The 23569-nt window shown below is 43.9% G+C and carries 21 protein-coding genes; 10 read left to right on the top strand and 11 right to left on the bottom strand.

Translation table 11 applies throughout. The features are described from left to right. Positions 1–100: 100 nt before the first annotated feature. The 4 genes from J4N40_RS10380 to J4N40_RS10365 all read right to left on the bottom strand — a co-directional run bounded on the left by J4N40_RS10380 (position 101) and on the right by J4N40_RS10365 (position 3613). Positions 101–1075, bottom strand: coding sequence for a J domain-containing protein (locus J4N40_RS10380; RefSeq protein ID WP_115385882.1), 975 nt, complete (start codon positions 1073–1075; stop codon positions 101–103). A 76-nt stretch (positions 1076–1151) separates the two neighbouring features. Beyond that, positions 1152–1820: a YiaD family glycine zipper/OmpA-like lipoprotein gene (locus J4N40_RS10375; RefSeq protein WP_005395877.1), complete on the bottom strand. Its 669-nt coding sequence runs from the start codon at positions 1818–1820 to the stop codon at positions 1152–1154. A gap of 208 nt (positions 1821–2028) precedes the next feature. Next, positions 2029–2724: a DUF2786 domain-containing protein gene (locus J4N40_RS10370; protein WP_005377954.1), complete on the bottom strand. Its 696-nt coding sequence runs from the start codon at positions 2722–2724 to the stop codon at positions 2029–2031. A 208-nt stretch (positions 2725–2932) separates the two neighbouring features. Beyond that, positions 2933–3613, bottom strand: a complete 681-nt coding sequence (locus J4N40_RS10365; protein ID WP_005388843.1) for a DUF3334 family protein — start codon at positions 3611–3613, stop codon at positions 2933–2935. Positions 3614–3875: 262 nt separating this feature from the next. Between J4N40_RS10365 and ydiJ the strand changes: the two genes are divergently transcribed. Both ydiJ and J4N40_RS10355 read left to right on the top strand, forming a co-directional pair. Continuing rightward, positions 3876–6911, top strand: a complete 3036-nt coding sequence (ydiJ, locus tag J4N40_RS10360; protein ID WP_115385883.1) for a D-2-hydroxyglutarate dehydrogenase YdiJ — start codon at positions 3876–3878, stop codon at positions 6909–6911. A 73-nt stretch (positions 6912–6984) separates the two neighbouring features. Next, positions 6985–7446, top strand: a complete 462-nt coding sequence (locus J4N40_RS10355; protein WP_115385884.1) for a methyltransferase family protein — start codon at positions 6985–6987, stop codon at positions 7444–7446. Positions 7447–7556: 110 nt separating this feature from the next. Here J4N40_RS10355 and J4N40_RS10350 read toward each other — a convergent pair whose 3' ends face one another. The 6 genes from J4N40_RS10350 to hutC all read right to left on the bottom strand — a co-directional run bounded on the left by J4N40_RS10350 (position 7557) and on the right by hutC (position 15035). Continuing rightward, entirely contained in the window at positions 7557–8282 is a 726-nt protein-coding gene (locus J4N40_RS10350; protein WP_115385885.1) for a DUF3581 domain-containing protein, read from the bottom strand. Between the two features lie 335 nt (positions 8283–8617). Further along, positions 8618–10153: a histidine ammonia-lyase gene (gene hutH, locus J4N40_RS10345; protein ID WP_017821814.1), complete on the bottom strand. Its 1536-nt coding sequence runs from the start codon at positions 10151–10153 to the stop codon at positions 8618–8620. An 11-nt stretch (positions 10154–10164) separates the two neighbouring features. Continuing rightward, positions 10165–11862, bottom strand: coding sequence for a urocanate hydratase (hutU, locus tag J4N40_RS10340; protein WP_115386398.1), 1698 nt, complete (start codon positions 11860–11862; stop codon positions 10165–10167). 73 nt (positions 11863–11935) lie between these two features. Further along, positions 11936–12946 (bottom strand): formimidoylglutamase, encoded by a 1011-nt coding sequence (gene hutG / locus J4N40_RS10335; RefSeq protein ID WP_033905138.1) that lies wholly within the window; start codon positions 12944–12946, stop codon positions 11936–11938. Position 12947: 1 nt separating this feature from the next. After that, positions 12948–14198, bottom strand: coding sequence for an imidazolonepropionase (hutI, locus tag J4N40_RS10330; RefSeq protein WP_115385886.1), 1251 nt, complete (start codon positions 14196–14198; stop codon positions 12948–12950). 129 nt (positions 14199–14327) lie between these two features. Further along, positions 14328–15035 carry a histidine utilization transcriptional repressor HutC gene (gene hutC / locus J4N40_RS10325; RefSeq protein WP_115385887.1) on the bottom strand — a complete coding sequence of 236 codons (708 nt, stop codon included), beginning with the start codon at positions 15033–15035 and terminating at the stop codon, positions 14328–14330. Between the two features lie 248 nt (positions 15036–15283). Here hutC and J4N40_RS10320 point away from each other — a divergent pair, with 248 nt between their 5' ends. After that, complete coding sequence (locus tag J4N40_RS10320) at positions 15284–16027, top strand: sporulation protein (protein ID WP_017821818.1); 744 nt, start codon at positions 15284–15286, stop codon at positions 16025–16027. A 6-nt stretch (positions 16028–16033) separates the two neighbouring features. On the opposite strand, the gene J4N40_RS10315 is transcribed toward J4N40_RS10320, so the two are convergent. Then, positions 16034–17011 carry a DUF3187 family protein gene (locus tag J4N40_RS10315; RefSeq protein ID WP_054576442.1) on the bottom strand — a complete coding sequence of 326 codons (978 nt, stop codon included), beginning with the start codon at positions 17009–17011 and terminating at the stop codon, positions 16034–16036. A gap of 403 nt (positions 17012–17414) precedes the next feature. Here J4N40_RS10315 and thrS point away from each other — a divergent pair, with 403 nt between their 5' ends. The 7 genes from thrS (at position 17415) to J4N40_RS10280 (ending at position 23527) form a co-directional block, all read left to right on the top strand. Beyond that, a complete protein-coding gene (gene thrS / locus J4N40_RS10310; protein WP_005395892.1) occupies positions 17415–19343 on the top strand; it encodes a threonine--tRNA ligase in 1929 nt (642 codons plus the stop codon). 3 nt (positions 19344–19346) lie between these two features. After that, positions 19347–19898, top strand: a complete 552-nt coding sequence (gene infC / locus J4N40_RS10305; protein WP_080276913.1) for a translation initiation factor IF-3 — start codon at positions 19347–19349, stop codon at positions 19896–19898. 120 nt (positions 19899–20018) lie between these two features. Continuing rightward, positions 20019–20213, top strand: a complete 195-nt coding sequence (gene rpmI, locus J4N40_RS10300) for a 50S ribosomal protein L35 (protein WP_005377932.1) — start codon at positions 20019–20021, stop codon at positions 20211–20213. Positions 20214–20253: 40 nt separating this feature from the next. Further along, positions 20254–20607, top strand: a complete 354-nt coding sequence (gene rplT, locus J4N40_RS10295) for a 50S ribosomal protein L20 (RefSeq protein WP_004727974.1) — start codon at positions 20254–20256, stop codon at positions 20605–20607. A gap of 189 nt (positions 20608–20796) precedes the next feature. Continuing rightward, positions 20797–21114, top strand: coding sequence for a heavy metal-binding domain-containing protein (locus tag J4N40_RS10290; protein ID WP_005377919.1), 318 nt, complete (start codon positions 20797–20799; stop codon positions 21112–21114). Positions 21115–21480: 366 nt separating this feature from the next. Then, complete coding sequence (locus J4N40_RS10285; protein ID WP_005377917.1) at positions 21481–22290, top strand: helix-turn-helix domain-containing protein; 810 nt, start codon at positions 21481–21483, stop codon at positions 22288–22290. A gap of 448 nt (positions 22291–22738) precedes the next feature. Then, positions 22739–23527: a TetR/AcrR family transcriptional regulator gene (locus J4N40_RS10280; RefSeq protein ID WP_005377913.1), complete on the top strand. Its 789-nt coding sequence runs from the start codon at positions 22739–22741 to the stop codon at positions 23525–23527. Positions 23528–23569 lie beyond the last annotated feature (42 nt).

Below are 23569 nucleotides of genomic sequence, written 5' to 3'. Positions count from 1 at the left end.
TTAAGTTAAATGTCTGTTAATTTCTTTGAGAGGGAGATCGATTGCGGTGCTTGATTATATGGGAATAAAAGCATGGCAGCCAAAGTATCCTGACCTATTTTTACTGTTTTGTAACATTTCGTGAGACGAGCTTAAAGGCATGATTGAGTCGCTTCATTTCTTCTTCACTGCCCCTTGTGTCAGGATGATAAAGCTTTGATAATTGTCTATAGCGTAGCTTGATTGCCTGTAAATCAGGGATGGTTTGTGGTGTGTAGCCAAACATAGCACACGCGACGCTTAGCTTATGGTTTTCTGCCTGAGTTTTGGATTTCTTAAATTCTCTGAATACTTTCTCTAACTGACGCTTCAGTTGCTTGTTCGTAAACTCTAGCTCTTTTATTTTTTCCGCCATTCGTTGATTTTGGCTTTCCTCTTTGGCTTCACGCGCTTTTCTATTCTGCTTAAGTTTTTTGATCACGAGGAAACTTAAGCCGCTGATGATGAGGATCGCCGCTAGCCAAATCAGCCATAGAAACTGCGAGTGTTTTACTTTGGGGGTTGCAACTGTGCTTTTCTCTTCTTGTGTTTGCTCTGCTTTTTTATCGAGCGACTTTATTTGCGAGACTTGTTTAGCTCGTAGTTGGTTGAAGCGCAGCTCTAACAGTTGATTATAAGCTTGTTCTGCTGCTGAATTATGCTGAGAAGCCATTTGATACAAGGCTTCAGTCAATTGAGAAGTTGTGACCTTACCTGGATTGCGCTGAATAAAATCGGCGAGAAGAAAGCCACGATCGGTTGGGTCATTGAGTGCGATAGAGGTTAGCCAATATAACGCTTGTGTTTCATTTTTTTCGCCATTTATCCCTTTAGCAAAGTCGTTCGCGAGCTGTTTTTGTGCAGGGAGGTAACCTTGGTTGGCGGATTGCTCTAGCCAGTAGCGCGTTTCTGGTGAGGCTTCAGCTTCGTTTGATGCCAATAATTGTTGTGCGTACTCGTATTGTTCGATGGGGTCATTTGGAGCTTGAGAGGCAAGCGAGTAGCCAGAAAAGCTGAGGCTAAATAAGCAGAGTAGGGCAGACGTTTTGACAGACATTAATATGTCAGGCCTAACGATAATGGTTAGGCCTGCTCCGGTAATTTTTTATTATTACCGTTATGGTGCAACCAAATTACTTCAGTGGCAAGATCTGGATTTCAACACGACGGTTGCACGCACGACCTTCAGAAGTTTGGTTTGAGCAAATTGGGTTACGTTCGCCGTAGCCGCGTGCAATTGCACGACCAGGTGCAACGTTTTGAGATACTAGGAATTGACGTACGGACTCTGCACGGCGCTCTGACAACGTTTGGTTGTATGACTCACTACCTGTGCTATCCGTGTAACCGTCAATAACGAGACTGGTATCTGGGTACTCAACTAGGATGCGAGCAACACCGCGTAGAGTATTATGGATACTAGCATCAAGCTGGTAAGAGCTTGAAGAGAAGCCGATACCGTTTTCCATACGCAGTAAAAGCTGATTTTCACCAACACGCTGAACTTGTACGCCAGAGTTTAGCAAAGCGCGACGTAATTCCGCTTCTTGTTGGTCAAAGTAGTAACCAACGCCAGCGCCAGTCGCTCCGCCTGCGGCTGCACCAATGAGTGCATGCTGACGACGTTCTTTAGCATCATCACCCGTTGCTAGGCCGATTGCTGCGCCAGCGATCGCACCAATAAGCGCGCCTTGCGTGGTGGAGTTAGTTTCGTATTCACCCGTTGTTGCATTTTGGCGTTGAGTGGCTTGACAGCCAGTAAGAGCTAGCACTAGAGCTAGTGCAATAGGCATCTTTTTCAAGGGAAAATCTCCGTATAAAACTGAGGCGAAACCATGCCTCATAATGGGATGCGAATTATGAATAAACAAGCATTAATATTTGTTATGAGAAAGTAAGATTGATAAGAGTTTCTGTAAGAAAATTCCTACCAATACTGCCAAAGCTCTCAAAGTAAGCCCCATAGACATCGAAGTCATTGCTGCTTATGTGAATCCTTTACTATTCTGGCTATTTCGATGAATCGCCCAACATTTTGCGTGCTTGTTCGCCGCCCACTCCACGGTTAACTGAAACCTTTCTACCTTTCTTTAAGCCCACTTCGTAGTCTTCAGTTAGGTTTTTCATTGCTTCTTTCAATTGCTTCTTGAACGTTTCGCGGTCAATGTTTTGGAATTCTTTATCAATATAGTCATTAATTTTATTGGCCGACTCTTCATCTGGAGAAATAATTGGCAATTTTTCAATCGCGCCTTCCACCCAGCCAGATACAAATGAGTTCACACGGCGAGTCACTTCCTGAGAAGAGGTGCCGGTGCCAGCAAAGCTGTTTCGGAATTGTCCGGTACTTTCGTTCATCTCGCGATAAACAATATCGAAAGCAAATGCAGCAAAAATAGCGCGATCTGCTTCACCGATAAATTCGACACGTTTGAGCCCTTTGTGATTCAACAATACTGCTTCGACACCGAATTTTGTGTTAATGCCGCGAATCACTCGCAATATGGTAGAACTGATGTTCGCTGGTAGCAGATGAGAAGATTGTGTTTTTCCCATTCTGATGAACTCAATATCGTCTTTATCGAGACCATATTTAAGCATGAGGCGATGTGCCATTTTGATAGCATTGGCAGCCTCATTAACATTAGCGGAATTGCCCAGTTCTAAGCACTTGGCGATTTTTTTCAGAGCTTTTTGTTTATCCATCGACAACCAGTAACGAAAGCAGAAAATTTATGAAGTCAGACATATTACCTTTTTTGACATAAAAACGAAATACAAGGTGGGACTGAAGATAATTTCTGCACATAAAAAGAAGCCTCGCATTAAGCGAGGCTGGCGTTTTAGTTCGTCGTAATCAGTATGAAGTCGTACTTGTGTCTAAGAAGCCATTCTTCATTAAGATTCGTTAGAATTACAACCCGAGCTGGTTGAGCAAGTCATCGGCATCATCGTTTGATCCCGACGATTTAGATTCTTTCTCAGCCAACTGTTTACGTGTTGCCTCTAAAATGTCGTCTGGGTTTTCGTCTTCAGCAACTTCAAACTCTTCCAGTTGGATGAACTCAGTTTTATCCATTGCTAGCTCGAGATAGAAAATATTGTTGTTTTCGGTGGAGAACGTCACTCTGCGCGCTTGAGGGCGGTCAAGGTTGGTATCAACTTGTAAGATAACTTGCTTATTCAGCGCCAGCATTTTTGGTTGGTTTTGTGTGATGTTCGTTTGCAGGTCTTTACGAATTTTATTAGTGAAGTCTCCGACCAGTTGATTCATGAGTTCACCCAGAACATCGCCTACCTCGTCAGAAGTATGAGATATTGCCAGTTCTTCTTCTGGCATGCCCATATTACGCATGTAGTTGGTGTAGATCTCCAGTGCGGCTTTTGCCGTAAAATTAATCACAACTAGCCCGGTAAATCCGCCATCAAACAGAACAAAACAGCCAAAATCTGGTTTGAGGCTAGTCTTGTGGATTTTTTGCACCATTGCTGAATAATTTACTTGAGAAGATGTCGCCGAAGTAAGTACGCCAGAAACAGACTGGCAAAGTTTGAGAAGGATATCTTCAGTGGTCACAATTTTATTTTTTTTCATTCTGAAAACTCATCTAGAAACGCGATTCGTTCCCCAATGTAAGGCATCAAGCGTGAAAAAATAAAGCATAAGTTTAATTATTGTATCGAGATTCTGATTTGCTCGTCTTTTTAAATGTTGTAAAGTGACGAAATTCAAAGAATATTACTTCACTAACTCTTTTGTGGTGTTTTTTTCGCTTAGCGCCAATTTGTATGAGAAGTGAGCAAATAATTACACAACCCGCAGCTGATCGGATCAGCGTCGTAGGGGCAGGAAGCAAATGTTACCAAGATTACACTCGCAAACTGATGTCGATCCTCTTGTTCTTAGTTTTCTGAAAGAGCTTGAGCACGCCGGATTCACTGGTGATATCGAAAGCCAATATTCAAGTCGACTAGCGGTTGCCACTGACAACAGTGTTTACCAGCAACTTCCTCAGTCTGTCGTTCATCCCAAAACGACAGAAGATGTTTCTCTCCTCGGGAAACTGAGCAATAAAGAAAAGTACGAACGAATTACCTTTTCACCTCGTGGTGGCGGCACGGGGACCAATGGTCAGTCGCTAACCAAAGGTATTGTGGTGGATATGTCTCGCCACATGAACAAAGTGCTTGAGATTAATGAGAAAGAAGGCTGGGTTCGTGTACAAACTGGTGTAGTGAAAGACCAGTTAAATGACGCAGTTCGCCCTTATGGCTACTTCTTCTCTCCAGACTTATCTACCAGTAACCGTGCAACGATTGGCGGCATGGTCAACACCGATGCTTCTGGTCAAGGTTCTCTGAAATACGGAAAAACATCCGATCATGTTTTGTCGCTACAAGCGGTGTTTGCTGATGGCTCAGTTTTAGAATCAGACCTGTCCAACGGCTACCCAAAAGAAGACGAGTTTGCTGCCAAGGCGCTACGTGTAACGGAATCCGTATGTCGTGAAAAACGCCAGCAGATCGTAGATAAGTTTCCTCCTCTTAACCGCTTTTTAACGGGCTACGATTTAAAAAATGCCTTGAATGAAGAAGGTGACCGTTTCGATATCACACGAGTACTGTGCGGCGCTGAAGGTTCATTGGCATTCATTACCGAAGCGAAGCTTAACCTGACGCCAATTCCGAAAGCGCGTACTTTGGTTAACGTTAAATACAACAGCTTTGATTCTGCACTGCGTAATGCACCGTTGATGGTCGAAGCGAAAGCGCTATCTGTAGAAACCGTTGACTCGAAAGTGCTTAATCTAGCAAAGCAAGATATCGTTTGGCACACCGTGAGCGATTTACTTACCGATGTTCCAAATAAAGAGATGCTTGGCATCAATATGGTGGAATACGCAGGTCAGGACGAAGAGGAAGTTGCTGCTCAGGTTGCAGCATTGACCGCCAAGCTCGATACCATGTTGGAAACAGAAGAAGCGGGCATTATCGGCTACCAAGTTTGTAACGATGTAGCTAGCATTGGGCGTATTTACAACATGCGTAAAAAAGCGGTGGGTTTGTTAGGCGCAGCAAAAGGTCGTGCTAAACCGGTCGCATTCGCTGAAGATACCTGTGTGCCACCAGAAAACCTGGCGGACTTCATTGTAGAGTTTCGAGAACTGTTAGACAGCAAGTCTCTGAATTACGGCATGTTTGGTCACGTCGATGCTGGGGTGCTTCACGTACGTCCTGCGTTGGATTTGTGTGACCCGCACCAAGAAGCATTGATGCACGAAGTTTCTGATGAAGTGGTCAAGCTGGTGGCGAAATACGGCGGTTTGATGTGGGGTGAACACGGCAAAGGTTTCCGTTCAGAATATGGCCCTGAGTTTTTCGGCGACGAGTTGTTTACTGAACTGAGACGTGTGAAAGCGGCATTCGATCCACACAACAAAATGAACCCGGGTAAAATCTGTACACCGCTGGATAGTGATGCAGAGCTTGTCAAAGTTACCGATACCAAACGTGGTTACTTCGATCGTCAGATTGACGTTCAAGTACGTGACAGCTTTAAACAAGCGATGGAATGTAACGGTAACGGTTTGTGTTTTAACTACGATACTAGCTCGCCAATGTGTCCATCGATGAAAGTAACAGCCGATCGTCGTCATTCACCAAAAGGTCGTGCAGGTTTGGTTCGCGAGTGGTTGCGTCAGCTTACTGAGCAAGGCATTGATATTCTTGACTTAGAAAAGCAAACACTAGAAAACAAAATATCAATCAAAACCATGATTGACCGCGTACGTCATTCTATCAATCGTCGTCACGAGTATGACTTCTCTCACGAAGTGTATGAAGCGATGAATGGTTGTTTGGCGTGTAAAGCGTGTGCGAGTCAGTGTCCGATTAAAGTCGATGTTCCGAGCTTTCGCTCACGCTTTTTAAACATCTATCACTCTCGTTATCAACGTCCTGCAAAAGACTATCTGGTTGCGAACATTGAGACTATGCTGCCGATGATGGCAAAAGCGCCAGGTGTCGTAAATGGTGTTTTGAAGCAGTCGTGGGTGAAAAGTTTAACGGCATCTACGGTCGGGTATGTCGATGCGCCGTTGTTATCAGTACCCACCTTGAAACAACGAGTAGAGTCGCTGACAACGCCTTATGATCTGCAAGCGCTCAGTGGTTTGTCTTCGTCTGAAAAGAGCAAGCATGTTTTAATTGTTCAAGACCCATTCACTAGCTACTACGACGCTGATGTCGTTGAAGACTTCGTTAAGTTATTGAAAAAGCTGGGTATGTATCCGGTACTTCTGCCGTTTAAGCCGAATGGTAAAGCACAACACATTAAAGGGTTTTTACGTCAGTTTAAGGACACAGCAGCCGACACAGCGAAGTTCTTGGCGATGGTAGCGGATTTGGATATCCCATTAGTTGGCGTCGATCCTGCTTTGGTGCTGTGTTACCGAGATGAATACGCTGAAGTGCTTGGCAGTAAGCGAGGTAATTTCGATGTACTAACAGCCCACGAATGGCTTTACCCAAGACTAGAAGCGTTTGAAAGCGGAGAGCATAAGGCGCAGGAACCTTGGTATCTGTTTGCGCACTGTACTGAAAAAACCAAAATGCCAAATGCGGAAAAAGAGTGGGGCGCTATTTTTGCTCACTTTGGTGCAGTTTTGAATACGGTACCTGTTGGTTGTTGTGGTATGGCGGGTACGTTTGGTCATGAGGTTGATAAGTTGTCGATGTCGAAAGATATTTACAATTTAAGCTGGAAGCCAAGCTTAGATAAGTTGGATAACGAGAGATGTTTGATTACAGGCTATTCTTGCCGCAGCCAAGTTAAACGCTTTGAAGGAACGAAGCCCAAGCATCCCGTTCAGGCATTGTTAACTTTGTTGTAATCGGACTAAATCAAGCCCAGTTTTACTGGGCTTTTTAGAAACCGTATTTAGACCCTTTCAAAGGATATGAATCTTGAGAAAACTTGAACTCAAAGTCCCACCTGTTGTGGTGTTTTTACTAGTCATACTTTTGATGTGCGGACTTAAAGTTTTGACGCCGAGCATGAACATTCGAGTACCCTTTGTTGAATTTGTAGTAGGTGTATTAACTTTGTTGTCTGGCTACATGGGCATTGCTGGCGTGTATGAATTTCGCAAAGTAAAAACCACAGTGAACCCAGTAAAACCTGAAGCGGCATCTTCTGTTGTAAGAACTGGTGTGTTTGCCTTTTCACGCAACCCTATGTACACGGCATTATTGCTTCTAATCATAGCAACTGGTTTGTGGTGGCAGCACTTGAGTGTGGTGCTTTGTGGCGTGATATTTGTCAGTTATATGAATCGGTTTCAAATCAAGCCTGAGGAACGCGTTTTAGAGCGATTGTTTGGTGAAGAGTATGTGGATTATAAAAACCATGTTCGTCGTTGGCTCTAAGCATTGCGTTTAGTTTTGTTTGGATGAGACATAAAAAGAAAGCCCAACGGTCGACGTTGGGCTTTCTTTTAGTAAACACGTTTTTTGTGCGCTTCTGATAGGGCAGTCGACTAGGCTGCCTTAACGAACTTTGCTAGGAATGCATCCTTACGTTCATTAAAGCGGCGTACAAGGTCGTCAACCGCTTCTTGGTCATATGGCTTCAAGCCACTTGCAACCATGCGCTTAATACCTTTGCCAACGACTTCACCGTCTTCTTTGAACGCAAAGTTTAAGGTGACTACACCTCGTTTTCCTTCTACGCCGAATGTTGCGCCAGTGAAATCCACCTCTGGATGCGTAAGGTCTAAGCGTGAAAATTCGACTTCCATACTTTCATAAATAACTAATGGACGCTGGCAGTTGATCATCATTTGCTTCTCTTCCATAAGAGGAACCATGATGTGAGGGAAGTTCATACCAGAAAATTGCACGTAATTTGTCACTACATGCTCAATAAATGCCGGATCGTGGTTAGTTTCACCTTCACGGGACATGTGTAAGTATTCTTTACCTGCCTCGTCAACAACAGCGCTTTCTTTGTCACACTTATTTTCAATATGAAGTGCTACACCATCGTTTACCATGCCAGAGAAGTTAAAACGCATCTTTTGGCTAACGCCTTCTTTACTAAGGAGCACTGCGAAAAGTAAATCCCCAGGGACACAAAAGCGTTTGTTGTCTTCATCATGAATTGGGTTGTAGTCACCTGCGACACGTTTTGCAAAGTGGCTTGCTTGTTCGCGAGTGAACTGAAACTGGTGATTAGTGTTTGAAAAATAAGGTGTTAGAAACATAATTTTTACGTAGTAACCAAAACTGTGTGGGATTATATGCGAATATCTGCGTAGCAATGGTCCATCCAGTGAAAACTTCACCGTATCCTAACAATAAGACACTATTTCGGCGGATAAACCGTTAAAAACGCATACTTTAGCAACGCTTTTATTTGTGAAAACAATAAACAACGACCTTTTCGCTCGCCTATCTTTTAAAGTATAGCCATCAAAGTAGACTGGCGTTCATAAATAGTGCCATCAACATGTTTAATCGTATGTAAAAAGGCTCCACGCTGAACGTAGAGCCTTCAAGTCATTATCTGTTTATTCGATGAAATGCCAGTTATGCTTGGTTATTGAACACTTGGTAACAAGCTCTCTGGCATGAGCGTGTTGTGGATAGCCAGCTTAAGCAGAGTATTTGCCTGTTCAATGTCTGGAGCAAAGTAGCGATCTTTATCGTAGAACGATACTTTTTCACGCAACATTTGTTTCGCAATCTCAATACGCTCAGAGGACTTGTTTGGTGCTCTAAAGTCTAGGCCTTGTGCTGCTGAGAGGTATTCTACCGCCAGAATACCGCGAGTGTTTTCGCCCATTTCTTTCAATCTGCGAGCCGCGAATGTTGCCATTGACACGTGATCTTCTTGGTTTGCAGATGTTGGCAAGCTGTCTACTGACGCTGGGTGAGCGAGCGTTTTGTTTTCACTTGCTAACGCAGCAGAGGTCACCTGAGCGATCATGAAACCAGAGTTCACACCACCATTGTCGACTAAGAACGGTGGCAGTTTTGATAGCGCGCTATCGATAAGTAATGCCATACGACGTTCAGACAAGCTGCCGATCTCGGCAATCGCAAGTGCTAGGTTGTCGGCTGCCATTGCAACAGGCTCCGCGTGGAAGTTACCGCCAGAGATGATGTCACCATCTTCAGCAAACACCAACGGATTATCTGATACGGAGTTCGCTTCTACTTGTAATACTTCCGCCGCATTGCGGATTTGCTGTAAACACGCGCCCATCACTTGAGGCTGACAGCGCAAAGAATACGGGTCTTGTACTTTTTCACAGTTAGTGTGCGAATCACCTATTTCACTCGATGTGTCTAACAAATGACGGTATGCGAGTGCTGCGTCCATTTGGCTGCGATGACCACGTACACGGTGAATGCGCGGATCGAATGGACGTCGGCTGCCGAGAGCGGCTTCAACAGACATTGCACCACAAACGGTTGCTGACGCGAAAAGGTCTTCCGCGATAAACAGGCCTTCCAATGCGAACGCTGTGGATGCCTGAGTCCCATTTAGTAGCGCTAAGCCTTCTTTTGGCGCCAGAGTGATAGGCTCTAGACCTGCGATTTTTAATGCTTCTTGCCCGGAAATGATTTTACCGTTGTGGCGAGCTTGTCCTTCTCCCAGTAATACAGTGCTCATATGGGCTAGAGGAGCTAAGTCACCTGATGCGCCAACAGAGCCCTTTTTAGGTACACAAGGGTAAACTTGTGCGTTGACTAGGTCGGTCAGCATATTAATGACTTTTAGGCGAATCCCAGAAAAGCCACGAGACAGACTATTGATTTTTAATACCATCATCAGACGAACCGTTTCATCTGACATAAACTCACCGATACCTGCCGCATGAGAAAGAACGATACTGCGTTGCAGTGTTTCTAAATCTTCTGGTGCTATTCGTGTGTTAGCCAATAGCCCAAAACCAGTGTTAATTCCGTAAACCGTTCTATCTTCCGCGATGACTCGGTCTACGACCTGTGTGCTTTCTTCAATGGCCGGAATGGCTTCAGGATCCAAAGTAAGGTTGACTGGTGAACGGCTCACTTGGCGTAGTTCGTTTAAGCTAATATGACCTGGCTTTAGCGTTAAATTTAACATCTCTTTCATCCTTACTTGAGCTTCTTCAGTTCTTCGTTGAGCATTGGCAAATCTAGCCCTTGCTCTGCTGCACATTGTTTAGCGATATCGTATCCCGCATCAGCATGACGCATGACACCAGTTGCTGGGTCGTTATGCAACACGCGGGCAATACGTTGTGAGGCATCTTCGCTGCCGTCACAGCAGATAACCATACCTGAGTGTTGCGAGAAACCCATTCCTACGCCACCACCGTGGTGCAGTGAAACCCAAGTTGCGCCGCCCGCCGTGTTGAGTAGCGCGTTTAATAATGGCCAGTCTGATACGGCGTCAGAACCGTCCATCATACCTTCGGTTTCACGGTTCGGGCTTGCTACAGAACCAGAGTCTAAGTGGTCTCGACCAATGACAACGGGCGCCTTAAGTTCGCCATTTTTCACCATTTCGTTGAATGCTTGACCAAGACGCTCACGATCTTTAAGACCAACCCAGCAAATACGCGCAGGTAAACCTTGGAACTGGATGCGCTCGCGAGCCATATCTAGCCAGTTATGTAAGTGCGGATTATCTGGAATTAGCTCTTTTACTTTTTGGTCGGTTTTATAGATGTCCTCAGGATCGCCAGAGAGAGCAGCCCAACGGAAAGGACCGATACCTTCACAGAATAGAGGACGAATGTAGGCTGGAACGAAGCCAGGAAAATCGAATGCGTTTTCTACGCCTTCTTCCAAGGCCATCTGGCGGATGTTGTTACCGTAGTCGAGTGTTGCGGCGCCGCGATTTTGCAGCTCTAACATCGCTTGAACTTGCACAGCCATGGATTTTTTCGCTGCTTTTACGACCATTGCTTCATCTTGCAAACGCATTTCCGCTGCGTGAGACATGCTCCAGCCTTGTGGTAAATAGCCATTGAGCGGGTCGTGTGCAGACGTTTGGTCTGTTACGACATCAGGCGTGATATTACGTTCTACCAGCTCAGAGAAAACGTCTGCTGCATTACCTAGTAGACCAACCGATACTGGTATGTCTGACTCTTTAATGATAGCTAGCGCTTCATCTAAAGAAGTCGCTTTCTTATCGACATAGCCTGTACGTAGGCGGTAATCGATACGTGATTCATCACACTCTACTGCAATCATGGAGAAGCCCGCCATTGTACCAGCGAGAGGTTGAGCTCCACCCATGCCACCGAGACCACCTGTTAGAATCCAACGGCCCTTTGCTTCACCGCCAAAGTGTTTTTTTGCAACAGATACGAACGTTTCGTATGTGCCTTGTACGATACCTTGCGAGCCAATGTATATCCAGCTGCCAGCGGTCATTTGGCCGTACATCATCAAGCCTTGTTTATCGAGCTCGTTGAAGTGTTCCCAGTTTGCCCAATGAGGAACGAGGTTTGAGTTTGCGATAAGCACGCGTGGGGCGTTTTTATGGGTAGGGAAAACACCAACAGGCTTGCCTGATTGAACTAAAAGCGTTTGGTCATCTTCGAGTCTTTCAAGTACTTCAACAATCTTGTCGTAACATTCCCAGTTTCGCGCTGCTCGGCCAATGCCGCCATATACAACCAGTGAATGTGGATGTTCTGCAACATCAGGATCAAGGTTGTTCATCAGCATACGAAGAGGGGCTTCGGTTAGCCAAGATTTTGCGCGCAGTTTATCTCCGTGAGGTGCACGAATTGTTCTGCTTGTATCAAGTCGTGGATCTTGTCCCTGGCGCTGTGTCATTTCAGACTCCTTTAGTTTCTCGTGATGACCAAGTACTTGCTTGGTCGTAATAATCAGTGGCATCTGGGATGCATTATGGTTTGTGCTGTTTTTCCGCCATCGCGTTGGCGATATCCCAACACAAACGGGCAGCTAATCGTGCTGTTTGACTATCGACGTCATAATTTGGGTTGTATTCGGCGATATCAGCCAGCATTAGCTTATTTTTGTAATGAAGAATTCGATCTAAAAAGGGTGCAATAGTGTCGTAACTCACTCCCCGAGCTGCTGGTGCGCTGACTCCAGGTGCGGTTGCAGCAGGGAATACATCCAGATCAATAGTCAAATAGAGGTAGTCACAGTCGTCAATAAAATGCTGAAGCTGAGTTAAGTGATAACTGTGGTTTAAGTAGCAGAGCTGATTGTCCTCTACATACCAAACATTTAACGCATCTGCTTTTTCAAATAGCGCTTTAGTGTTGCTACTGCGGCTTACACCAATACAAGCGTAATGAAAGTCCCAATCGTTACGTTGACAAAAATGGTGAATTTGGTTGAAGGGTGTACCAGAGCTCGGTCTTATGTCGGCGAGGTTACTCTCGAATGCGCGCAAATCGAAATGCGCATCGAAATTGATAATGCCGATTTTAGGCTTCTTCTCTGGATGGTGCGCTTTAAAATATTCCGCTAAGCCGGAAAACGAGGCCCACGCAATCTCATGCCCACCACCCAGCACGATGACTGGCGTATGGGGCAGTGCGCTTGAAATGGTTGCTGCACATAGAGCTTGGCTCTCTTCCAGTAAGTCGTCTTCACACACCACAGTACCTAAGTCATATAGTGGGGCGTCTTGGTGCCATGCTAAATTAGCGAGTGCTCGTCGGATTAAGTCTGGCGCTTTTTTCGCACCAATGCGTCCTTTGTTTCTCGCAACGCCAGCGTCGGTAGCAAAACCGAGTAATGAGACGCCATGCGCAACGGCACTCAACTCATCTGCTTTTTGGCGTTGAACAACGTGATGAATTCGCTGACCAAGCTTGCCGTCCTCGGCATCATGACGGCCTTGCCAATGAAATAGGGGAGAGTGTAGGTCGAATTGAGACATATTATTGGCCTCCGTGTGAAATGTATTCACCATTTACTATACGACCTACCAGACGTTTTGCTCCGACTTGATAGCTTAAATCCGCAGGGTTTTCGATATCCCAGATAGAGAAGTCCGCATCAAACCCTACTTTGATTTCGCCACGTGAGTTTTGATAACCCAGAGCTTTGGCTGCATGTTGCGTTACACCACGCAGTGCTTCTTGCGGTGTAAGGCGAAATAGCGTGCACGCCATATTCAGCATGAGTGTGAGATCAGAAAATGGTGATGTACCTGGGTTGACGTCCGTAGCAATTGCCATCGGCACGTTATGCTCTCTCAATAACTCAATCGGTGGTAACTGAGTCTCTCTTAGAAAATAAAAAGCGCCAGGCAATAGAGTGGCGACGGTGTTTGATCGAGCAAGTGCTTTAACACCTTGCTCATCTAAAAACTCGATGTGATCCGCTGACAGACCGTTGTATTGCGCAGTGAGGGCTGTACCACCGAGATTAGAAAGTTGCTCAGTATGCCCTTTAACCTTTAAGCCGTGGCGTTTTGCAGCTACAAACACTTTTTCTGTTTGTTCAAGATTGAAACCAATCGATTCACAAAAAACATCGACACTCGTAGCTAATTCTTCCTTTGCGACAACAGGGATTATGTCCTGACAAATGTGCTCAATATAATCATCTGCACGACCTTGAAACTCTGGCGGAATAGCGTGAGCGGCGAGAAGTGTAGTGGTGATTTTAACTTTGCGCTCTTGCTCTAGCATTTTGGCGGCACGGAGCATTTTTATTTCATCATTCAGTGTCAATCCATAGCCAGATTTCACCTCGACAGAAGTGACGCCACTCGCGAGTAACCCATCTAAACGTGGTAACGCTAACTCAACTAGTTGTGCTTCGGTTGCAGAGCGTGTCGCATGTACCGTTGAGAGAATCCCGCCGCCTTGTTTGGAAATTTCTTGATATGGCACGCCGTTTAAGCGCATTTCAAATTCGTTGGCACGATTGCCCGCGTAAATAAGATGAGTGTGGCAGTCGATCAAACCTGGCAGAACTAACTGGCCTTGAAGATCGATACTCTGAGGGTAATGTTGGGCAGACAACAGAGACTCGGTTTGCGGTGCGTCTTCACCAATGGCACAGGTACTGATCGCAACGATTTTTCCAGATTGAATACCAATGCGCGCTGGAGGCGTTGGAAGGTATCCGCATTCTCCCGATTGCATGGTAACTAGACGTGCGTTTTCAATCAGCAAATCCATGTTTGTGTCCCTGTGTTTATTTGTATCATTAAATGTATATACAAATAAATAGAGCAAAATAAGAACACTGACAAGGTTGATGTTGCTAAAATGTGATCAAAACGTAGATCTAGAGGACAAATCTTGTCCTTAAATGAGCACTTTTGAGCTCAGCTTATATTTGCTACCAGGGTGATAAAGTAGGGCGGTACTGACTAATTTATCTTGGCTCCACGTTCTGCGATTCAAGAGAAGGCAAGGTTCATTGGCTTGCATTTTTAAGTCTTGCTTAATACGGCTTTCAGGCACAATTGCCTCTACAGTATGTTCTATCGCGCTGAGTGGGCAATTATTTGACAGGTATTGATTTGGAGTGATTTGTGTGAAGTCTTGATTTAAATAACTCGGAGCATATTGGCTATTCACCCAGCGGAGCTCCAATTGAATCGGCGTTTGGTCTTCATAGTGAATAATTTCACTGTAAAACACTGTCGTGCCTAGCATAACGCCGAGTTTTGTCGCAATGTTGTCATCTGCTTTTATGGCAATCTGTTTGAGCACTTTACTGCCATACTTTCGCCCTCTATCGCTGACTTCTTCGGCAATGTTTCGAATGTCTAGCAGGGGAGATTCTGACTTTTCACCAGGATCACACACGAACGTGCCTAAGCGTGGGCGACGTTGTAATCGGCCCTCATTAACTAAATCCCGAATTGCTTTGTTCACTGTCATTCTACTGACACCAAATTGCTCGGTAAGCTCAATCTCGGTGGCGATGCGATGACCAACTACCCACTCTCCAGCCTCAATTTTATCCAGGATAAATTGTTTAATTTGAATGTAGAGTGGTGCAGACATAATCATTTTCCTTTATTTGACTATACAAATACTGCTTAATTTAGGTACAAATTGCAAACATTTCTCGACGAATGTACAGCTTAGTGACCGAACAATCCTATTGCAGGGCTGAATGACTCTTGCTGCTGAGCATTATTTGGATTGATGATTGAATTCAAACATTTTCTTGTGGTCTATTGCTTGCACAGCAGAAAACAATTGTGTAAACAAACGATCATTAGAAGAAAAGTCGCTAAAAAAGGAAAAATATGTTTAAAAAATTGAAAGCATCACTGGGGATCGGCTCTGCAAAAGTAGATACCATTTTGGACGAAATGAGCGTGTTTCAAGGAGCGACGCTGAAAGGGCATGTTCATATCAAAGGCGGAGACGTCGAACAACAAATTGATGCTATTACGATTAAATTGAACACGGAAATGAAAGTCGAAGTGGATGATAGCGTAAGTTACCAAACCTTCACTATTGATCAATTGAAAGCAGTTGACCCTTTTGTGATTCAACCTAATGAAGAAAAGCAGGTTCCGTTTGAGCTAAAACTGCATGATGAAACGCCAATTACTGCGGTTAGCGCACTTAAGAATCAATGTCATGTTTGGGTCGAGACGACGTTAGATATTGATTTTGCGATTGACCCGCGTGACCGTGACTATATTGAAGTGAAACCACTACCAGTAGCATCTCGGGTTATTCAAGCGATCGAGCAAGCTGGCTTCACTATGGTTAAAGCCGATGTTGAAAAAGGCTTTTTGCGCGGTGGCTCGTTTGCCTCTCGCTCTGGTATTTATCAAGAGCTAGAGTTCCGTAACAGCGGCTTTATCTCATCAAAAGAAATTGAGCTCTCTTTTATTCTGGAAGGGCAGGTCATGCATTGTTTGGCAGAGATTGACCGTTCGCTCAGCTTGGCTGGTGACCAATATCGCTCGTTTACGTTGCCGATCAATGCAACCGATGCTCAAGTCGCTGCCGCAGTTGCACCAACGCTAAATCTATAGCTCTCATCAACTTGATGAAAATATGTACCGATATCCTATTGTGAAAGCGATATCGGTACTGTTATCCATGTTTCTTGCGTTCTCTACGGCTAAAAACTCAAGCGCTGAATTTTCCATTAGATATCGATAGCCCAATACCAGTTCATTAGAGGCATCAGCAAACTCTGTGGGCCCTTCTGTTGAGCCTTGATACCAATGATATTCCAACATCAGGTGATGGTTATCTTCTAAGGCATAACGGTACCCACCCGCAATGGCAATCGTATTATGTCGATAAGGCAGATCGAGCAAGGCACGGTCATCCGAGCGAAAAGTCATGCCAATCATCGAATAAAATGCATGAGCATCACTTAAGTAGCTGTAGTTTAATTGGAAGCCTTGCTCGAAACTGCTACCTTGAAAAGTACCGTGAGCCACATCGTTAAAATACAAACTGCCGCCAATCGATAGGCCGTGATGTTCATTTTGGAACACTTGATACTGTAAGTAAGTAGATAGGTTATTGGCCAGTGTTTGTCCTTCGAAATCATCTTCAAGCACATCATATTGCGGCATTGAAATGTAAAAACGATCTCTGTCTACTTTATCCCGCCCATTTTGTCCGATACCGAAAAGTTTATGGAAGCTTTTCGTCAGTCCATCTAAATGGTTGTCAGCGGCAAAGACCCATCGATAGTTGAGCTCCCACTGCCAACGGTTGCTGACTTGCCATTTGCTGCCTAATTCGATTTGATTGTGGTAATAATCCAGTGCGTATTCATCAGTATGAGCCCAAACACTTGCCACGGTTCCCGAACCATAGGCTTCGACAAACCCAGAGGGCAGACTGTGTCCTGAACGTAGTATGTTGGTGTGACTAACCACTTGCATTGGGGATTGTGCGTAAGAACGCAGCGGGCCATATAAGTCACTTGATGCGAAGGCTTGCAAAGAACATATCGAGGTGCTTAGAAGCACCATAAAGCGCGATTTGAAATAGACCATGATGAATACCTACATACAAACTACTCTATAAAACAACTATACACCTAAATCGCACGTTGAGCTCTCGCCAAGCGTGTTAAGCTTTGTATCGGTTCACACGTAATAGGCAATATTGTAATTTGTTGTGTAAGTTCATTGAGGGGTAATTCCGTTTACAAGTTATGCGGTCTCTTAAAAAAGCATGATCAGATTGTCGTGACGGGTCTGCGGTTAAGTTCTTATGACAAAACAAAATCGCGCTTTGCATTCTAAATGTGAGCTAGGTACAATCCCATTTTCGATAACGGTCCGGTATTCGTGTTACCGAGAGGCCTTTATTGACTCTCAACTATTTTCAACAAATAGCTTCTAATTTGAATAACATGTGTTGCTTGGTGTGCAACACCACTGTAAAGGACATAGCATGCCTATTATTACTCTTCCTGACGGCAGTCAGCGTCAATTTGACAACCCAGTATCTACTATGGAAGTTGCGCAATCGATCGGTCCCGGTCTTGCCAAAGCAACTATCGCTGGTCGTGTAAACGGTAACCGCGTTGATGCGTGTGACCTAATTGAAGAAGACGCAAGCCTTGAAATCATCACAGTTAAAGATGAAGTAGACGGTCTAGAAATCGTTCGTCACTCTTGTGCTCACCTTCTTGGTCACGCTCTTAAGCAGCTTTACCCTCAAGCTAAAATGGCGATTGGTCCAACCATCGACAATGGCTTCTACTACGATATCGACCTAGACGAATCTCTAACGCAAGAAGATCTTGAAAAGATTGAAAAGCGTATGAAAGAGCTAGCGAAAACCAAGTACGAAGTGGTTAAGAAAAAAGTAAGCTGGCAGGAAGCGCGTGATACGTTTGAATCACGTGGCGAACCATACAAAGTGGAAATCCTTGACGAAAACGTATCTCGTGATGATCGTCCAGGCCTTTACCACCATGAAGAATACATCGACATGTGTCGTGGTCCTCACGTTCCTAACATGAGCTTCTGTCAACACTTCACTTTGCTGAATGTTGCAGGTGCTTACTGGCGTGGTAACAGCGACAACAAAATGCTTCAACGTATCTACGGTACGGCTTTCCACGACAAGAAAGCACTGAAAGCGCACCTAACTCGCCTAGAAGAAGCGGCGAAGCGTGATCACCGTAAGATTGGTAAGCAACTAGACCTATTCCACATGCAGCAAGAAGCACCGGGTATGGTGTTCTGGCATCACAATGGTTGGTCTATCTTCCGTGATCTAGAAGTATTCATCCGCGCTAAGCTAGATGAGTACGGTTACCAAGAAGTGAAAGGTCCACTTATGATGGACCGTGTTCTTTGGGAACGCTCTGGGCACTGGGACAAATACGCTGATGCAATGTTCACAACTTCTTCTGAGAACCGTGAATACGCGATTAAGCCAATGAACTGTCCAGGTCACGTACAGATCTTCAACCAAGGTCTAAAATCGTACCGCGACCTACCGCTACGTATGGCTGAGTTTGGCTCATGTCACCGTAACGAACCATCTGGTGCACTACACGGTATTATGCGTGTACGTGGCTTTACTCAGGATGACGCTCACATTTTCTGTACTGAGAGCCAAATTCAAGAAGAAGTAACAAACTGTATCAAGATGGTGTACGATACGTACCAAACATTTGGTTTCGACAACATCGTAGTGAAACTGTCTACTCGTCCAGAGAAACGTGTAGGTTCAGATGAAATCTGGGATCAATCTGAAGAAGCATTGAAGCAGTCTCTTGAATCGATGGATATCCCATACGAAATTCAAGAAGGCGAGGGTGCGTTCTACGGTCCTAAGATTGAATTCACACTATACGATTGTCTAGACCGTGCGTGGCAGTGTGGTACTGTCCAGCTAGACTTCAACCTACCAGGTCGCTTAGGTGCAACTTATGTAGGTGAAAACAATGAACGTCTTGTACCGGTAATGATTCACCGTGCGATTCTAGGTTCACTAGAGCGCTTCATCGGTATCCTTATCGAAGAATATGCTGGTTTCTTCCCAACTTGGTTGGCGCCAGAACAAGCAGTTCTTATGAACATTACTGATAAACAGTCAGGTTATGTTCAAGAAATAGTACAAAAACTACAAAAAAGTGGAATTAGAGCTAAAGCGGACTTGAGAAATGAGAAGATTGGCTTTAAAATCCGCGAACATACTTTGAAGCGTGTACCGTATATGCTTGTTGTTGGTGACCAAGAAATGGAAGCTGGCGAAATTGCAGTGCGTACTCGTAAAGGTAAAGATCTTGGTAAATTTAAAGTGGATGATTTTATTGCATACATCCAAGACGAGATCTCTAGCCGTAAGCTCAATCTGGAGGAATAAGCTATTAAAGGCGGAAGACGTGGCCAACAGCCGGTAAAACAAAACCCGCACCGTATCAACGGTGAAATTCGTGGTATTCGTGAAGTTCGACTAACAGGCGCTGACGGTGAATCAGTTGGTGTTGTATCGATTCAAGAAGCCATTGCAGCTGCTGAAGAAGCTGGTATGGATCTCGTTGAGATCAGTCCTAACGCCGAGCCACCTGTTTGTCGTGTGATGGACTATGGTAAGTTCCTCTTCGAGAAGAGCAAAACTGCTAAAGAGCAGAAGAAGAAGCAAAAGCAGGTCCAGATCAAGGAAGTAAAATTCCGTCCTGGAACTGATATTGGAGACTATCAGGTAAAACTACGCAACCTGACGCGTTTCCTTGAAGAAGGCAACAAAGTGAAAGTAACAATTCGCTTCCGTGGCCGAGAGATGGCACACCAAGACATCGGTGTTGACGTTCTAAATCGTCTTAAGGAAGATACTGCAGAAATTGCTGTAGTTGAATCTTTCCCTAAGAAGATTGAAGGTCGCCAGATGATCATGGTGCTAGCCCCTAAAAAGAAGTAATTAACGGCTCATCAAGTAATTAAAACCTAGCCGCTTTCCTTTATATAAAGGCATATGGCTGGGTTTTGTTCGCCCTAATTACGTTGTTTATTAAACCTACTCAATGCGGAGTTATTCATCATGCCTAAGATGAAAACCAACAAAGGTGCTGCTAAGCGTTTTAAGAAAACTGCTGGTGGTATTAAGTACAAGCACGCTACAAAACGTCACATCCTGACTAAGCGTACTACTAAGAACAAGCGTCAACTACGTCCGAATGCAATCCTTCCAAAATGTGAAGTGGCTGCAGTAATCCGTATGTTGCCATACGCTTAATTCTTTTTAGTTATCAATCGTTTAGTTTAGGAGAAGCATAATGCCTCGCGTAAAACGTGGTGTACAAGCTCGTGCACGTCATAAGAAAGTTCTAAAACAAGCTAAAGGTTACTACGGTGCGCGTTCACGTGTTTACCGCGTAGCTTTCCAAGCAGTTACTAAAGCTGGTCAATACGCTTACCGTGACCGTCGCGCTAAGAAACGTCAATTCCGTCAACTATGGATTGCACGTATCAATGCGGCATCTCGTCAAAATGGTCTATCTTACAGCCGTTTCATCAACGGTCTGAAGAAAGCATCTATCGAGATCGACCGTAAGATCCTTGCGGACATCGCAGTATTCGACAAAGCTGCATTTGCAGTTCTAGTTGAAAAAGCGAAAGCTGCTCTTTAATTAGCAGTTTAGGATTAAGAGAAGGAGAGCATTAGCTCTCCTTTTTTATTGCTAAAATTTATACCCAAATGACTTTTAGCTTGGCTATTTAGAGTATTGTTTATCAGTCTTCTCAATTTATTGGTTAGCATCTTATGTTAGTTATAAGGTAGCTTGGGTATAAATTTTTACGTTTATAAGGGATTAAAAATGATCTACACAACGACCGAAAGCATTCCTGGCAAGCAGATCTCTGAAATCAGAGGGGTTGTAACTGGTAATGTTGTTCAATCAAAGCATATTGGCCGTGACCTCATGGCGGGTATCAAGAGCATTGTTGGCGGCGAAATTCGTGGTTACACGGAAATGATGACCGACGCGCGTGATATTGCTATACAGCGCATGGTGGCGGACGCTGAATCTAAAGGTGCCGATGCAATAGTAGGGATTCGATTTACCACAAGCTCAATCGTAGATGGTTCTTCGGAAATTTTGGCATTTGGTACTGCAGTGAAACTAGCGGACTAGTCTACTTGAATAGCATTGCAAAAATGCTAATAGAGAGCGGTGAATTATTATGCATTTACCGTTCTGTTCCTTTTAGGTTAATTATTCTAGATTTTTGTAGAGAGAATAGGTTTATATTCTCAACTTTACGTTACTATTAAAATTAATCACGATGATTTAGAGTAATTGCTTCACTTTTATTTTGCATATTATTTTATATCTATAATGAAATTGAATTCATATTGAATTTTTCATTTGTTGTGTGAATTCTCCTTTCAGTATATTAATTCATGTTTTTCTTATAAAAATATGAACTTATACCTTGCCAAGCGGTTCTAAATTGTTACAAATACTATACAGCTGTAACATTGCCAAAAGGAATTGTAGATGAGAGATCTGACTCCCGAATACTTGCTAGCCGCATTACGCCAAGCGATTAAAACAAAAGGGCTAACATATCGAGAGCTATCTGAGAAAATGGGTATGCCACTATCTACCTTTAAGAGACATCTTACAAGCACGAATCTCGCTTTAGATAAGTTGCTGGAATATTGTAGAGCGGTTGATTGCACGTTAGATGAACTACAAAAGCTCGCAAATCAATTGCAAGGTGAAGACGAGGATTACTTTAGTCGCACACAGGATGAAGTATTCTTTCAATTCCCTCACCTTTACGACTTTTATCGTGAATTGAGAATGTTACGAGGTAAAGACGGCTATTCTATTTTAAAGAAAAAGTATGACTTGTCTGAGCAGAGCATGTCCGATTACTTAAAAGCATTAGAGTTGTTGGATCTCGTTTACGTTGATGAAGATAAAAATATAACGCTGCACGGACCTTTATATTATAGCTATGCAGAGAACTCCAAGCTCAACGACAAATATACCGAAATCATAAAAGAGCAGACGACTACCCACGATAAGTGTGTTCGCGTTGCTTTGGCGCGTATGAAAATTACCGAAGAACAGCTTTTGTTACTGGAAGATCAAGTCGCAAAGACCGTCATCGATTTTCATTCCAAAAATGTTGTAGCAGAGAACTTTAATGTCTCTGATTTTACTAATATTGTTCTACTTGCTGGGCCACATCAGCCAGTCACATTCTCTGACGGCATTATTGAGACAGAGGGGCGATTTATTGATGATATTCGTTATGCCATCGCATCTGCAGGTGATAAGCCAAGCCTATCTATATAGATTTTGAGCCTTTTTTGAAGAGAGTTTCTGAAAGGGCGTTGTAAAAGAAAAAGCCTAAGACAGCAAATACTTTGTAAGTAGGGCATTCAGCGGTGTTTGCTCTTAATTCAGACTTAAAGTGTTTTGGGCTTATTTCGAATAATACCTGTTCAGTATCTACTTTCGTCATTTTTAACATGCTGATTTCATTCGTTGTTCCTCCCAGAGCCTCTCTCGCTTCCTCTACAAAGAAACCATTCTCGTTGAACCAAGCATCCTGTAGCTACTTGTGTATGCATAATTGGTATCTATTTATCTTCTAATTATAAATTCATACTTGAAATGTTTGTTTTTTGATCTATTATGACGAAGTGTCATTTGTGACGGTTCGTCAACTTTAGTTGCGTTCCTGTATTAAAGAATCGTGTTACAATTATTGGGAGTGTGTTGGTATACGGATCAAAGGATTATGTTTAACTTTCGCTGTAAAAAATATAGCAAGCAAGACGGATGTCGTGTGTCTTCAGGGCTAACAAAAAAGCAACAGGCGATTGCTGATCGTGAGATAGAGCTTATTCAATTGGCTAAGTCTTTAGTTCAAGAGCAAGGCTTTGCCAACTTAACGATGGACAAGCTTACAGCGTCAAGCCCTTATTCTAAAGGGACGATCTACAATCATTTTTGCAGCAAAGAAGATGTGATTCTTGCGCTTTGTATTCATTCGCTGAAAAGCGAAGCAATATTTTTCGAACGTACCGCCAAATTTAATGGCAATACCAGAGAAAAAATCATTGCGATGCATGTAGGTTATCGTATTTACGCTCGTATGGAGCCAGTACTATCAACTTGTGCGATTGTTGCAAAGACGCCTTGGGTTCTAGAGAAGGCTTCGCCTAAACGTGTGAATGAACTGAATAACTTGGAAGAACAAGTAATAGATGGTGCTGATGCGCTGGTGAACAATGCGGTAGAATGTGGTGATCTTAAGTTTTCTCCCGCAATTGGTTCTGATGCTATTGTATTCGCCAACTGGTCTATTGCATTCGGTTCAAACGCTTTGGCGCAAAATGCATCGAACAGTCGATGTATTCAGCGAATTCAAGACCCATTCTCAGTACTGCACAACGCGAATATGTTACTTGATGGTTTAGGTTGGTCGCCTTTATCTACAGAATGGGACTACCGTAAAACCTGGCGTCGAGTGGAGCAGGAGTTATTTAGTGAAGAGCTTGCTTATTTAGAGTCAGTGAATCGCTGATAAACAGGAAAGGCCAATCTGACGTTATGGTTGGCTTTTTTA

Origin of the sequence: Vibrio sp. SCSIO 43097 (assembly GCF_023650755.1) — a bacterium.
Classification (GTDB): Bacteria; Pseudomonadota; Gammaproteobacteria; order Enterobacterales; family Vibrionaceae; genus Vibrio; species Vibrio alginolyticus.
Note: the sequence above shows the minus strand (reverse complement) of the source record. Positions and strands in the feature narration are given on the sequence as shown.